The organism is Kluyvera sp. CRP (genome assembly GCF_019930565.1).
Taxonomy (GTDB): domain Bacteria; phylum Pseudomonadota; class Gammaproteobacteria; order Enterobacterales; family Enterobacteriaceae; genus Kluyvera; species Kluyvera georgiana_A.
The window spans coordinates 2846012-2860114 of record NZ_CP082841.1 but is presented as its reverse complement, the minus strand read 5'-3'; the positions used below and the strand labels follow the sequence as shown (position 1 = coordinate 2860114).

9 protein-coding genes are annotated in these 14103 nt (G+C 57.1%); 5 read left to right on the top strand and 4 right to left on the bottom strand.

The window, feature by feature from the left end:
• Positions 1-121: 121 nt before the first annotated feature.
• Both ftsK and lrp read right to left on the bottom strand, forming a co-directional pair.
• Positions 122-4321, bottom strand: coding sequence for a DNA translocase FtsK (ftsK, locus tag K7B04_RS13410; RefSeq protein WP_223802239.1), 4200 nt, complete (start codon positions 4319-4321; stop codon positions 122-124).
• A gap of 120 nt (positions 4322-4441) precedes the next feature.
• A complete protein-coding gene (gene lrp / locus K7B04_RS13405; RefSeq protein WP_000228469.1) occupies positions 4442-4936 on the bottom strand; it encodes a leucine-responsive transcriptional regulator Lrp in 495 nt (164 codons plus the stop codon).
• A 550-nt stretch (positions 4937-5486) separates the two neighbouring features.
• On the opposite strand from lrp, the gene trxB reads away from it, so the two are divergent.
• The 5 genes from trxB to infA all read left to right on the top strand — a co-directional run bounded on the left by trxB (position 5487) and on the right by infA (position 11313).
• Entirely contained in the window at positions 5487-6452 is a 966-nt protein-coding gene (trxB, locus tag K7B04_RS13400; protein ID WP_163447739.1) for a thioredoxin-disulfide reductase, read from the top strand.
• Positions 6453-6575: 123 nt separating this feature from the next.
• Positions 6576-8342 (top strand): cysteine/glutathione ABC transporter permease/ATP-binding protein CydD, encoded by a 1767-nt coding sequence (gene cydD, locus K7B04_RS13395; protein WP_223802238.1) that lies wholly within the window; start codon positions 6576-6578, stop codon positions 8340-8342.
• Complete coding sequence (gene cydC, locus K7B04_RS13390) at positions 8343-10064, top strand: cysteine/glutathione ABC transporter ATP-binding protein/permease CydC (protein WP_223802237.1); 1722 nt, start codon at positions 8343-8345, stop codon at positions 10062-10064.
• Positions 10065-10105: 41 nt separating this feature from the next.
• Positions 10106-10810, top strand: a complete 705-nt coding sequence (gene aat, locus K7B04_RS13385) for a leucyl/phenylalanyl-tRNA--protein transferase (protein ID WP_223802236.1) — start codon at positions 10106-10108, stop codon at positions 10808-10810.
• 284 nt (positions 10811-11094) lie between these two features.
• Positions 11095-11313, top strand: coding sequence for a translation initiation factor IF-1 (gene infA / locus K7B04_RS13380; RefSeq protein WP_001040187.1), 219 nt, complete (start codon positions 11095-11097; stop codon positions 11311-11313).
• 105 nt (positions 11314-11418) lie between these two features.
• On the opposite strand, the gene K7B04_RS13375 is transcribed toward infA, so the two are convergent.
• Together K7B04_RS13375 and clpA are read right to left on the bottom strand one after the other, a co-directional pair.
• Positions 11419-11649, bottom strand: a complete 231-nt coding sequence (locus tag K7B04_RS13375) for a DUF2554 family protein (protein WP_163447743.1) — start codon at positions 11647-11649, stop codon at positions 11419-11421.
• A gap of 171 nt (positions 11650-11820) precedes the next feature.
• Complete coding sequence (gene clpA, locus K7B04_RS13370; RefSeq protein WP_163447744.1) at positions 11821-14097, bottom strand: ATP-dependent Clp protease ATP-binding subunit ClpA; 2277 nt, start codon at positions 14095-14097, stop codon at positions 11821-11823.
• Between the last annotated feature and the right edge of the window lie 6 nt (positions 14098-14103).

Here is a 14103-nt window from a genome sequence, read left to right as displayed (position 1 = left end):
GTTATTCCTTAAATAGCCTCATGCTCCCGCCAGGAGAGCTTCTGTCACTCACTCTAAGACTTCATCCTGAGCGGCGACAGAAGAAAATACTGAATTTTGACTTATTTACCCATCTTTGCAATCAGTCGAACGGTGGCGGTGCCAGCACCTCACGGTTGCCGTTATGCCCCTGTTCACTGACGATACCCTGCGCTTCCATCTGTTCGATGATACGCGCCGCACGGTTGTAGCCGATGCGGAACTGACGCTGCACGCCGGAGATAGATGCTTTACGTTTCTGGGTCACAAAATTCACCGCCTGGTCGAACAACGGATCCAGCTCTTCGCCTCCCTCGAAGCCACCGCCGCCGCCTTCGCTTTCGCTATCGGAGGTGATGCCGTCGATGTACTGCGGACGACCGCGCGCTTTCCAGTCCTGAACCACCGCATGAACTTCCTGGTCGCGTACAAACGCGCCGTGGACACGTATCGGGGTATTCGAGTTCGGGGCCGCATAAAGCATATCCCCCATCCCCAGCAGCGATTCCGCGCCGCCCTGATCGAGAATGGTACGGGAGTCAATTTTACTGGAAACCGTAAACGCAATACGGGTTGGGATGTTGGCCTTGATAAGGCCGGTAATCACATCCACCGACGGACGCTGGGTCGCCAGCACCAGGTGGATCCCCGCCGCACGCGCTTTCTGCGCCAGGCGCGCAATCAGCTCTTCGACCTTTTTACCAACGGTCATCATCAGGTCGGCGAATTCATCCACCAGCACGACGATGTAAGGCAGTTTCTCCAGCACCGGATGGGTGGCGTCCATGCTATCGCCCGGCTTCCAGTAAGGATCCGGAATCGGACGGCCCATGCGCGCGGCTTCGGCGATCTTATCGTTATAGCCCGCCAGGTTACGGACACCCAGCGCCGACATCAGCTTGTAGCGGCGTTCCATTTCGTTGACGCTCCAGCGCAAGGCGTTGGCGGCGTCTTTCATGTCGGTAACCACTTCCGTCAGCAGGTGCGGGATCCCTTCGTAAACCGACAGTTCCAGCATTTTCGGGTCGATCATGATGAATCGCACGTCTTCCGGCTGCGCTTTGTACAGCATACTGAGGATCATGGCGTTCACGCCGACAGACTTACCAGAGCCGGTGGTACCCGCAACCAGCAGGTGCGGCATCTTACCGAGATCGGCCACCACGGGCTCACCGGCGATATCTTTACCCAGCACCACGGTCAGCGGCGACGGGTTATCGCGGAATTTATCGCAGTCCAGCACTTCACGCAGGTAAACGGTCTGACGTTTCTTGTTTGGCAGTTCCAGACCCACGTACGGCTTGCCAGGGATAACTTCCACCACGCGCACCGCCACGGTCGACAGAGAACGTGCAAGGTCGCGAGAAAGGTTAGAGATTCGCGCGGCCTTAACGCCCGGCGCCAGATTCAGCTCGAAGCGAGTGATAACCGGGCCCGGTGAGTAGTTCACGACGTCAGCTTTGATACGGTAATCCGCCAGACGCGTTTCCACCAGGCGCGCCATCTGCTCCAGCGCGAAGGTATCGACCGGCTCAACTTCCGTTGGCGGCGGAGTTAACAGATCCAGCGACGGCAGCGGCGTAGTCGGTTTTTGCAACGGACGGTCGTCGCCATTACGCATCAACAGCGGGTGAATCAGGCTCTCCTGCGGCGGCGTGGCAGGCTGTTGCGGCGGCGCGTACTGCGGTTGCGGCTGCGGCTGCGCATACTGCGGCTGTTGTGGCTGCTGCTGTGGTTGAGCATACTGCGGCTGTTGTGGCTGTTGTGGCTGATGATAGCCTTGCGCATGCTGAGGCGGCTGCTGTTGATATTGCTGCGGCTGCGGTGCCTCAGGCTCCGGCATCACGCTTGGGGTAAACAGCGGCGCTTTTGGCGCATCATCAACCAGCGCTTTCATCGGCGAGAATTCGAAGTCATCAAGCGAGAAGGGATGCGCGCCTTCCGGCTGCTCGCTGGCATAACGCGTCTGCTGAGAGGCGGCAAACTGGCGTGCCAGTTCGGCCTCCGCGGCGGCATCGGCGTCGTTTTCATCCTCGGCGTAATCCTCAACGTGCGATTCACCGTAACGCTGCTGCTGAGAGGCGGCGAATTGACGCGCCAGCGCATCTTGTTCCAGCGCATCGGCTTCATCGTCGCTGAGATTAACATCGTCATCATGCTGATAACGCTCAGCTTCGCGCGCGGCACGTTCTTCGGCCATACGCTGCGACGGCAGCTTGATGCCATAGGACGCCAGTTCGCGACGCGTCGGCACGCGGACACGGTTCGGACGCGGTAATTTCGGGCCAATGCCCTCTTTCACCTGCGGACGCGGCCCTTCAGCTGGGCTAAACAGCGGCGCTGACGCTGCTGCGGCAGCGACGGTGCCAGCAGCGGTAGCTGCGTGACGAACGCTGGCCGCAACCGGATCCACAGCGGCTGAAGGTTCAGGCACCGCAACCGACGCCGATGCAGAAGGCATGGACGAAGCGCGCTGTTCAACCGGCGCTAAAGGTTCAGGGATCGGCTGATACCATGCTGCCAGCTGTTCACGCTCACGCGCGCGTTTTTCTTCCACTTCTTCGAAGTAGTAGAGCGGTGGGCGGTGGGCCGGTTTAACTTCTTCTTCAACAACTGGTTCTGGTTCAACAGTCGGCGCAGGCTCGGCCACGTATGGCTGTTCGTGAACAGGCTGTTCAGGCTGAGCATACTGCGGCTGTTCGTAAACCGGCTGCTGAGGCTGAGCATACTGCGGCTGTTCGTAAACCGGCTGCTGAGGCTGAGCATACTGCGGCTGTTCGTAAGCAGGCTGTTGAGGCTGAGCATACTGCGGCTGCTCGTAAGCCGGCTGCTGAGACTGAGCGTACTGCGGCTGTTCGTAAGCCGGTTGCTGAGGCTGAGCGTACTGCGGCTGCTCGTAAGCCGGCTGTTGAGGCTGAGCATACTGCGGCTGTTCGTAAGCCGGTTGCTGAGGCTGAGCGTACTGCGGCTGTTCGTAAGCCGGCTGCTGAGGCTGAGCATACTGCGGCTGCTCGTAAGCAGGCTGCTGAGGCTGAGCGTACTGCGGCTGCTCGTAAGCCGGTTGCTGAGGCTGAGCGTACTGCGGGTGTTCGTAAGCCGGCTGCTGAGGCTGAGCGTACTGCGGCTGTTCGTAAGCCGGTTGCTGAGGCTGAGCGTACTGCGGCTGTTCGTAAGCAGGCTGCTGCACTGGCGGCCAGCCTTCTGGCGCAGGTGCGATAGTTGGGTCAACGGCAGTTGGCGACGGCACGGACTGCCATTCCACACCCGGCGCTTCCCCTGGCGCAATTGCCTGGGTCGAATCGGCTGCCCATACTGGGGTTGAAGCAACGGCAGTTGCTGCGGCGGCTGGCGCGGTAACCGAGTGGCCATTCAGCAGCGGATCATATTCATCATACTCCGCCGCGCGCGTCGCGCTGGCACCGGAGAACAGTACATCATCTGGATCGGCCTGGGCCGCGTAGCGGGCAGTCTCTTCCGGCTCATCCATTCGGCGGCCCGAGAACAGCGCTTCGTCGGTTTTGCGGCCCATCGGGTTTGCGAATTTTTCAGCAATACGCTTACGGCGGGCCAGTGCGCCACGCAGGATGCGGGCACGACGAGATTCGCGCGTATTGCTCTGCGCCACGTCATCTTCGTACTCGTCTTCTTCTTCGTATTCGTCTTCATCGACCCAGGTATCGTCGCGACGGGTGCGATTGCTGGCAAAAGTCAGGATATTGAGGATCCAACTGCCCATTTTCTCGGCGATGCTGACCCAGGACCAGCCGGTAAACAGCGTCAGGCCCGCCGCCCAGATACACAGCAGCGCAATGGTGCCGCCGCTGCTATGCAGCATGGGCTGTAGCGCGGTGCTGAGCAGGCTGCCAATCACGCCGCCGGAAGCAAAGTACCAGATATCATCGGCGTTAATGGCGGCAAGGCCGCAGGAGGTCAGGATCAGCGCCAGCACGCCAATCAGGCGCAGCGATACGGCAAAATAGTCGATGTAGTCTTCGCTGGCACGGTGTCGCCAGGCGAACCAACAGCCGCCGATGATAATCACCGGAATGGTGTAAGCCATCACGCCGAAAATGAAGAACAGCGTATCGGCCAGCCATGCTCCGGGCGCACCGCACAAATTGTGGATAGGCTCATGCCAGGCCGTTTGCGACCAGCTGGGATCGGAAGGATTGAAGCTCAGTAGTGCTGCCATTAGCCAGACGGCAAAAATGGCGCAGAGAAGGAGTAACGCCTCAAGGAGCCGGCGTCCGCTGCTGAGTTTTGTGAGTTTGACTTCTTTGTCTTCTGTATATTCCTGGCTCAAGAAAGGCTCTCCAGGTGCCAAATGCTAAAACGGACAACAGTGCCAGATTGCGCCGACACTGTTGCTGTATGGATTAACAGGAGTGTAATCAAACTACGCTGATTTTGCACCTGTTCCGTTTTAGCGGGTCTTAATTACCAGACGATTACTCTGCTTGACCTCTTCCATCACGACGTAAGTACGGGTGTCGTTAACGCCTGGCAGGCGTAGCAGGGTCTCGCCAAGAAGCTTACGGTAAGCCGACATATCCGGTACGCGGGTTTTCAACAGATAGTCGAAATCACCGGATACCAGGTGACATTCTTGAATTTCTTCAAGTTTTTGCACAGCGGCGTTAAATTGTTCAAACACGTCCGGCGCACCGCGATTCAGAGTAATCTCAACAAATACCAGCAGCGATGCATCCAGATAATGCGGGTTTAACAGCGCGGTATAGCCCTGAATAAAACCCTGTCGTTCCAGACGACGTACGCGCTCAAGGCACGGGGTCGGAGAAAGTCCTACTCTTTTGGAAAGCTCGACGTTCGAAATACGCCCATCTTTTTGCAGCTCATTCAGGATGTTGCGGTCGATGCGGTCGAGATCTTTGCCAGGGCGTTTTTTACTATCTACCATTATTATTGTCTCTCTGTATTCCTTCCCTACTCCTGTCTTGACTCTGTGCACTTCACTGTTCAGAGCCTTCTCCCGTTTTCAACACGCCGTTGTTGCTGCAACGACGCATATCCCAGGGGTTGCGTATGAGAAGCCCCGGCGCCTCGCGGCCACCCTCCGACATCACGTATGACGTCTGTCCACACCATACGTAGATTTCAGTGATCCGGGTAAAAATGGCATTTGCGTGCATGAAAATTCACCACACGCGAAACACTGCTTTTCTTCTTCCTTGAATGTTGTCGCAAAAGCACAGGTGATTGTCAAAGCAAAACATCTTTTTTTAGTACAACATGCCAGATATTCATTATCACGCGGGCTTGATTCACATGTAATCGTCTTATAATCCAGCAGCGAACAGTAGAAATAGTTATATTTTTTGATGTTAAAATAAACAATCAATCGGCTCACTCTATTACACATATCGTTAACAAAATCGCTGTGCTCTTTTTTTACGTCTACAAATTCCCTACAATCCCGAACAATGTCTGCCAACAATTATGGGGATCTCATGGGCACGGCCAAACACAGTAAGCTGCTAATCCTTGGTTCTGGACCTGCGGGATACACCGCTGCGGTCTATGCTGCACGCGCAAACCTGCAACCGGTTTTGATTACCGGGCTGGAAAAAGGCGGTCAACTGACCACCACCACCGAGGTGGAAAACTGGCCTGGCGATCCGAACGATCTGACCGGTCCGCTGCTGATGGAACGTATGCACGAGCATGCGACCAAATTTGAAACCGAAATTATTTTTGACCACATTCACAGCGTGGATCTGCAAAACCGTCCGTTCCGTCTTACCGGCGACAGCGGCGAATACACCTGCGATGCGTTAATCATCGCTACCGGCGCGTCTGCCCGTTATCTGGGTCTGCCGTCGGAAGAAGCGTTTAAAGGCCGCGGCGTTTCCGCCTGCGCGACCTGCGACGGGTTCTTCTATCGTAATCAGAAAGTGGCGGTCATCGGCGGCGGCAACACCGCAGTAGAAGAAGCGCTGTACTTGTCCAACATTGCATCAGAAGTGCACCTGATTCACCGTCGTGATTCTTTCCGCGCGGAGAAAATCCTCATCAAGCGTCTGATGGATAAAGTGGAAAGCGGCAATATCGTGCTCCACACCAACCGTACGCTGGAAGAAGTGACCGGCGATCAGATGGGCGTGAGCGGTTTGCGTCTGCGTTCAACCGAGAGCGATGATATTGAATCGCTGGACGTCGCAGGTCTGTTCGTGGCTATCGGCCACAGCCCGAACACGGCGATTTTCGAAGGCCAGCTGGCGCTGGAAAACGGCTACATCAAAGTGCAGTCCGGTATCCACGGCAACGCCACCCAGACCAGCATCCCTGGCGTGTTCGCTGCGGGCGACGTGATGGACCACATTTACCGTCAGGCAATCACCTCTGCGGGCACCGGCTGTATGGCGGCGCTGGACGCGGAACGCTACCTCGACGGTCTGGCCGACGCCTGCAAATAATCTTTACAAGTCAGTAACAAAAGTAAAAAAGGCGACGATAAGTCGCCTTTATTTTTTCTGCGATGTAACATTGCCGCGCCCATAACTGAAACCATTATCCATAAGCCACCTGCTAAGCGCCCAATGAATAAAAGTCGCCAACAAGAACTCACCCGCTGGCTCAAACAGCAAAGCGTCCTGTCTCGCCGCTGGTTGATGCTCTCCCGCCTGCTCGGCTTCGCCAGTGGGATACTGATTATTGCTCAGGCGTGGCTGCTGGCCCGCATCCTTCACCATATGATTATGGAGAACATTCCGCGCGAGGCGCTGCTGATGCCGTTTATTCAGCTGGTGCTGGTTTTCGTCCTCCGCGCCTGGGTGGTGTGGCTGCGCGAGCGGGTCGGTTTTCATGCCGGGCAACAGATTCGTTTTGAGATTCGCCGTCAGGTGCTGGACCGTCTGCAACAGGCTGGCCCGGCGTGGATTCAGGGCAAGCCGGCCGGCAGTTGGGCGACGCTGATTCTTGAGCAAATTGACGATATGCACGACTACTACGCCCGCTACCTGCCACAGATGGCGCTGGCTGCCTGCGTGCCGCTGCTGATCGTCGTCGCCATTTTCCCGTCCAACTGGGTCGCCGCGTTGATACTGCTGGCCACCGCTCCGCTGATCCCGCTGTTTATGGCGCTGGTCGGCATGGGCGCCGCCGACGCCAACCGCCGCAACTTCCTGGCCCTGGCGCGCTTGAGCGGCCACTTCCTGGACCGTCTGCGCGGCATGGATACCTTACGTATTTTTGGCCGTGGAAAAGCCGAGACCGACAATATCCGCGAAGCCTCGCAGGATTTTCGCCAGCGCACCATGGAAGTTCTGCGCCTGGCGTTCCTCTCCTCCGGCGTACTGGAGTTTTTCACCTCCCTGTCGATTGCACTGGTGGCGGTCTATTTCGGTTTCTCATACCTCGGTGAGCTGAATTTTGGCAGCTACGGCGCGGCGGTCACGCTCTCCTCCGGCTTCCTGGCGCTGATTCTGGCCCCTGAATTCTTCCAGCCGCTACGCGATCTGGGGACCTTTTACCACGCCAAAGCCCAGGCGGTAGGCGCTGCCGACAGCCTGAAAACCTTCCTTGAAGCGCCGCTGGCGCACCCTGAACAGGGTGAGCAGATACTGGAGACCAGCGAGCCGGTGTCGCTTTGCGCGAAAGATCTTTTCATCACTTCGCCGGAAGGCAAAATGCTCGTCGGCCCGCTCAACTTCACGCTCAATGCCGGGCAGCGAGTGGTGCTGGTGGGGCAAAGTGGTTCCGGTAAAAGCTCGCTGTTGAACGCACTGGCCGGTTTCCTCCCCTACAGCGGTTCGCTGAAGGTCAACGGTATCGAACTCCGTCACCTGCAACCGGAAAGCTGGCATCGATTGATGAGCTGGGTCGGTCAAAATCCACAGCTGCCGGCCGCCACACTTCGCGAGAATGTGCTGCTGGGCAACCCGGAGGCCAGCGAAGAACAACTGCATCAGGCGCTGGAAAAAGCGTGGGTCAATGAGTTTCTGCCGCAGCTTCCTGACGGCATTGATACCGCGGTTGGCGAGCAGTCCGCGCGCCTCTCCGTCGGCCAGGCGCAGCGCGTCGCCGTCGCCCGCGCCCTCCTCGCTCCTTGCCGTCTGCTGCTGCTTGATGAACCTGCCGCCAGCCTTGATGCTCATAGCGAACAGCGCGTCATGCAGGCGCTGGGTGAAGCCTCAACGCAACAAACGACCCTGATGGTCACCCACCAGTTGGAAGGCATTACCGAGTGGGATGCTATCTGGGTCATGGAAAACGGCCAGATTATCGAGCAAGGCTCGTATTCGCAGCTGGTTGCAGCCAACGGCGTTTTCGCCAGCCTGCTGGCCAATCGTCAGGAGGAGATCTAAATGCGCGCACTGTTGCCTTATCTGGCGCTCTATAAACGCCATAAATGGCTATTAAGCCTCGGCGTGGTTCTGGCGATTGTGACGCTGCTCGCCAGCATCGGCTTGCTGACGCTTTCCGGCTGGTTCCTCTCCGCTTCGGCGGTGGTCGGGTTTGCTGGCGCTTACAGTTTTAACTACATGCTGCCTGCGGCGGGTGTGCGCGGCGCGGCGATTATCCGTACCGCCGGGCGTTACTTTGAACGTCTGGTCAGCCATGACGCCACTTTCCGCGTCTTGCAGCATCTGCGCGTCTTCACCTTCAGCAAACTGCTGCCGCTCTCACCTGCCGGGCTGGCGCGTTTTCGTCAGGGCGAGCTGCTCAACCGCATGGTGGCCGATGTCGATACGCTGGATCATCTCTATCTGCGCGTGATTTCTCCGCTGGTTGGCGCGCTGGTGGTTATCCTGGTCGTTACCGCCGGATTAAGCCTGTTGGACGTCAATCTGGCCCTGACGCTCGGCGGAATTATGCTCGCCACGCTGCTGATACTGCCACCGCTGTTTTATCGCGCGGGTAAACCCACCGGCGAGCAGCTCACTACGCTGCGTGGTCAATATCGCCAGCAGCTCACCGGCTGGCTGCAAGGACAGGCGGAGCTGACCATTTTCAACGCCAGCGATCGCTATCGTAAACAAATGGAACAGACGGAGCTTAACTGGCACGACGCGCAGCGCCGCCAGTCTGAACTGACCGCGCTGTCTCAGGCGCTGATGCTGCTGATTGGCGCCGCAGCCGTGGTCGCGATGTTGTGGCTTGCCGCCGGCGGCGTGGGCGATATCGCCCAGCCGGGCGCATTGATTGCACTGTTTGTTTTCTGCGCGCTGGCGGCCTTTGAAGCTCTGGCCCCGGTGACCGGCGCGTTCCAGCATTTGGGACAGGTGATTGCGTCAGCGCTGCGCGTGAGCCAGATTATCGAGCAACAGCCTGAAGTCACTTTCCCGCAGCAGGCCAGCGTTCGTCCACAGCAGGTAGCGCTCACGCTGAAGGAGGTCGCCTTTACCTATCCAGAGCAGACGCAACCCGCGCTGGAAAATCTCTCGCTGCACGTGGCAGCCGGGGAGCATATCGCTATCCTCGGGCGCACCGGCTGCGGCAAATCAACGCTCCTGCAACTGCTAACCCGCGCATGGGATCCGCAGCAGGGCAGCATTTTGCTCAACGATATCGCGCTTAATCAGTTCGATGAGCAGACGTTACGTCAAACTATGAGCCTGGTGCCGCAACGCGTGCATCTGTTCAGCGCCACGCTGCGTGACAACCTGCTGCTGGCCCGGCCAGATGCCACCGACGATATGCTTAGTGACGTACTGCATCGCACGGGGCTGGAGAAATTGCTGGAAGATGCCGGTCTCAACAGCTGGCTTGGCGAAGGCGGCCGCCAGCTTTCTGGCGGCGAACTGCGCCGTCTGGGCATTGCCCGTGCGCTATTGCACGATGCGCCGCTGATGCTGCTGGACGAACCGACCGAAGGACTGGACGCCACCACAGAAAGCCAGATTCTTGAACTGCTGGCTGAAGTCATGCGCGAAAAAACGCTGCTGATGGTTACCCACCGCCTGCGTGGCCTGGCGCGCTTTAATCGGATAATTGTCATGGACAACGGGCAAATTATTGAGCAAGGTAATCATACAGAACTGCTGGCAAAACAAGGTCGTTACTACCAGTTCAAACAGCGTCTGTAGACTATGATTGAGTTAACTTAGTTTCGTGGGGTTTTCGCGACATGCGCCTTGTGCAGCTTTCTCGTCATTCGATTGCTTTTCCCTCCCCGGAGGGCGCATTACGTGAACCCAACGGGCTGCTGGCGCTCGGCGGCGATCTTGGTCCCGCGCGTCTGCTAATGGCCTATCAACGCGGGATCTTCCCGTGGTTTTCGCCCGGCGACCCGATCCTCTGGTGGTCGCCAGATCCTCGCGCCGTGCTGTGGCCCGAGCAGTTCCATCTCAGCCGCAGTATGAAACGCTTTCATCGCCACTCGCCCTATCGCGTCACGCTCAATTATGCCTTTAGTCAGGTCATCGAGGGCTGCGCGCAGGATCGCCACGAAGGTACCTGGATCACCACCAGCATCAGCCAGGCCTACCATCGCCTGCATGAGCTGGGTCATGCGCATTCTATCGAGGTCTGGCAGGGAGAAACGCTGGTTGGCGGCATGTACGGCGTCGCGATGGGCGAGCTTTTTTGCGGCGAGTCTATGTTCAGCCGCGCGGAGAATGCCTCTAAAACCGCGCTGTACGTCTTCTGTGAGGCGTTTAGCCGTGCGGGCGGCAAACTGATTGACTGCCAGGTGTTAAACAGCCATACCGCGTCTCTGGGCGCGATAGAGATACCTCGCCGCGACTACCTTGAATATCTCAATACGCTACGCATGCAGCCGCTGGAGGACAAATTCTGGGTTCCGGGGCAGCTCTTTTCACCTGAAGCGTAAATGTTTTCAGCACAATTTCCATCAGGATGATATAATTGCCGACGAGAGTCGCTTCTGCCTTTTGCCCCGCCGCCGTTTGGGAATCATTCGAGTCAGATAACGCCCACGTTTATCCTGCTATTTCCGGCCTGGTTCGCGCCCATCACACGCTGTTTTGGTGTGGTGAAAGGGTAATGCGCAAAAACGACTTTCGCCGATTAAGACGGACAATTCTTTACTTACATGATGAACTTCGGCATTATCTTGCCGGTTCAAATTACGGTAGTGATACCCCAGAGGATTAGATGGCCAAAGAAGACAATATTGAAATGCAGGGTACCGTTCTTGAAACGTTACCTAATACCATGTTCCGCGTAGAACTGGAAAACGGACACGTGGTTACTGCACATATCTCCGGTAAAATGCGCAAAAACTATATCCGCATCCTGACGGGCGACAAAGTGACTGTTGAGCTGACCCCGTACGACCTGAGCAAAGGCCGCATTGTCTTCCGTAGTCGCTAATCACCGCAGATAATGAGCGTCTGGCGCGAAGTTCGCCGAGCGCTATTTGCCGAATGTGATGCCCTGCTTATGCGGGGCATTTTTTTTGGCTTTCTTTCATCCGTATCATAAAACATAAGTGTCGGGTTTATGCGCCTTTCGCCAGTTATGGCTATCCCGCAACCCTTCAGCCGACTCTTCCGCCACCACGCGCAATTCATCGCTATCAGCCTCATGGCGTAGCTGGTGACCGACGTTCTTAACCCACAAAAATTGGTGGCCTTTATGCCCCGCCATCAGTTGGCCAGAAAATAAGGCACACGTCAGCAACATCACCGATAACACTTTTGTCAACATCATCCCACCGTTCGGCTAAATCCTGTCGTTAGCATGCCGCGGCTTACGTCGGGTTATTATTCAACAGTTCAAATTTGCGAAAATGATCTGTCAACGTCGCCCGAGAAACGAGAGACAAAAAAAACCGAGCCACTATCAGCTCGGTTTTCGTTTTAATGCGAGTGCTCGCCGTTAATGCGCCGCTTCCGGTTTGTGCTTCTGGGCACTGTGGAAGCCGTAGGTCAGCGCATTTTTCTCTTTATCGAGCGCCACGGTCACCTGACCGCCGTCCACCAGCGAACCAAACAGCAGTTCGTTAGCCAGCGGTTTCTTCAGGTTATCCTGAATCACACGCGCCATTGGACGCGCGCCCATCGCCCGGTCGTAGCCTTTGTCGGCCAGCCAGTTGCGGGCTTCCTGGCTCACTTCCAGCGAGACGCCTTTCTGATCCAGCTGAACCTGCAGCTCGACAATGAACTTATCCACCACCTGATGGATCACGTCGGTAGACAGATGATCGAACCAGATAATGTTGTCCAGACGGTTACGGAACTCTGGCGTAAAGATCTTTTTGATCTCTTCCATCGCGTCGGTGCTGTTGTCCTGCTGGATAAGACCAATCGATTTACGCTCGGTTTCACGTACGCCGGCGTTGGTGGTCATCACCAGCACCACGTTACGGAAGTCGGCTTTACGACCGTTGTTATCCGTCAGCGTGCCGTTGTCCATCACCTGCAACAGCAGGTTGAAGACGTCCGGGTGCGCTTTTTCGATTTCGTCCAGCAGCAGCACCGCGTGCGGATGCTTAATCACCGCATCGGTCAGCAGGCCGCCCTGATCAAAACCAACGTATCCCGGAGGCGCGCCGATCAGGCGGCTCACCGTGTGGCGTTCCATATATTCAGACATATCGAACCGCAGCAGCTCAATGCCCATCGCCTTCGCCAGCTGGACGGTCACTTCCGTTTTACCTACCCCTGTCGGGCCAGCAAACAGGAAGGAGCCCACCGGGCGATGCTCGTGGCCGAGACCCGCACGGCTCATCTTAATCGCTTCCGTCAGCGCATCGATGGCGTTATCCTGACCAAATACCAGCATTTTCAGGCGATTGCCGAGCGTTTTCAGCGTATCGCGATCGCTCTGGGAGACGCTTTTCTCCGGGATACGCGCAATGCGCGCGACCACGGATTCAATGTCCGCCACGTTAATCGTTTTCTTACGCTTGCTCACCGGCATCAGGCGAGCGCGGGCGCCAGCCTCATCAATGACATCAATCGCTTTATCCGGCAGATGACGATCGTTGATGTATTTCACCGCCAGTTCCACCGCCGCGCGCACCGCTTTGGCGGTGTAGCGTACGTCATGGTGTGCTTCGTATTTCGGTTTCAGGCCGTTCAGAATCTGCACGGTCTCTTCTACCGACGGTTCGGTAATGTCGATTTTCTGGAAACGACGCGCCAGCGCCCTGTCCTTCTCAAAGATATTGCTGAATTCCTGGTAGGTGGTCGAGCCCATCACCCGAATCTTGCCGCTGGAGAGCAGCGGTTTAATCAGGTTTGCCGCGTCCACCTGGCCACCCGACGCGGCACCCGCACCGATAATGGTGTGGATTTCGTCGATGAACAGAATGCTGTTGGTATCCTGCTCTAACTGTTTGAGCAGTGCTTTGAAGCGTTTTTCGAAATCACCGCGGTATTTGGTGCCCGCCAGCAGCGAGCCAATATCCAGTGAGTAGATAGTGCAGTCGGCCATGATTTCCGGCACGTCACCGCGCACAATGCGCCATGCCAGGCCTTCGGCAATCGCCGTTTTCCCGACGCCGGATTCCCCCACCAGCAGAGGGTTGTTTTTACGACGGCGGCACAGCACCTGAATGGCGCGCTCCAGCTCTTTGTCGCGACCGATCAGCGGGTCAATTCCCCCAACGCGAGCAAGCTGATTAAGGTTGGTGGTGAAGTTTTCCATACGTTCCTCCCCGCCTGCTTGCTCTTCATTAGGTTGCTGATTTCCGGAATCGGAAGGCTGGCTTGGCTCGTCTTTACGCGTGCCGTGAGAGATAAAGTTCACCACGTCGAGACGGCTGACTTCATGTTTGCGCAGCAGATAGGCGGCCTGCGACTCCTGCTCGCTGAAAATCGCCACCAGGACGTTAGCGCCGGTCACTTCGCTACGCCCGGAAGACTGGACGTGGAAGACCGCGCGTTGCAGAACACGCTGGAAGCTGAGCGTCGGTTGTGTTTCGCGCTCTTCTTCACTGACCGGCAGAACCGGCGTGGTTTGTTCGATGAAGGCTTCGAGTTCCTGACGCAGCGCCACCAAATCAACCGAGCACGCTTCCAGCGCTTCACGGGCCGATGGATTGCTAAGCAGAGCCAGCAACAGATGCTCGACGGTCATAAACTCGTGACGGTGCTCGCGCGCTCTGGCGAAAGCCATGTTTAAACTGAGTTCCAGTTCTTGATTGAGCATAGGCAC

What these genes read in the sequence shown, in the direction of transcription:
- lrp (WP_000228469.1), bottom strand. Translation starts at nt 4,936, where the DNA reads ATGGTAGATAGTAAAAAACGCCCTGGCAAAGATCTCGACCGCATCGAC.
- trxB (WP_163447739.1), top strand. Translation starts at nt 5,487, where the DNA reads ATGGGCACGGCCAAACACAGTAAGCTGCTAATCCTTGGTTCTGGACCT.
- cydD (WP_223802238.1), top strand. Translation starts at nt 6,576, where the DNA reads ATGAATAAAAGTCGCCAACAAGAACTCACCCGCTGGCTCAAACAGCAA.
- cydC (WP_223802237.1), top strand. Translation starts at nt 8,343, where the DNA reads ATGCGCGCACTGTTGCCTTATCTGGCGCTCTATAAACGCCATAAATGG.
- aat (WP_223802236.1), top strand. Translation starts at nt 10,106, where the DNA reads ATGCGCCTTGTGCAGCTTTCTCGTCATTCGATTGCTTTTCCCTCCCCG.
- infA (WP_001040187.1), top strand. Translation starts at nt 11,095, where the DNA reads ATGGCCAAAGAAGACAATATTGAAATGCAGGGTACCGTTCTTGAAACG.
- K7B04_RS13375 (WP_163447743.1), bottom strand. Translation starts at nt 11,649, where the DNA reads ATGTTGACAAAAGTGTTATCGGTGATGTTGCTGACGTGTGCCTTATTT.
- clpA (WP_163447744.1), bottom strand. Translation starts at nt 14,097, where the DNA reads ATGCTCAATCAAGAACTGGAACTCAGTTTAAACATGGCTTTCGCCAGA.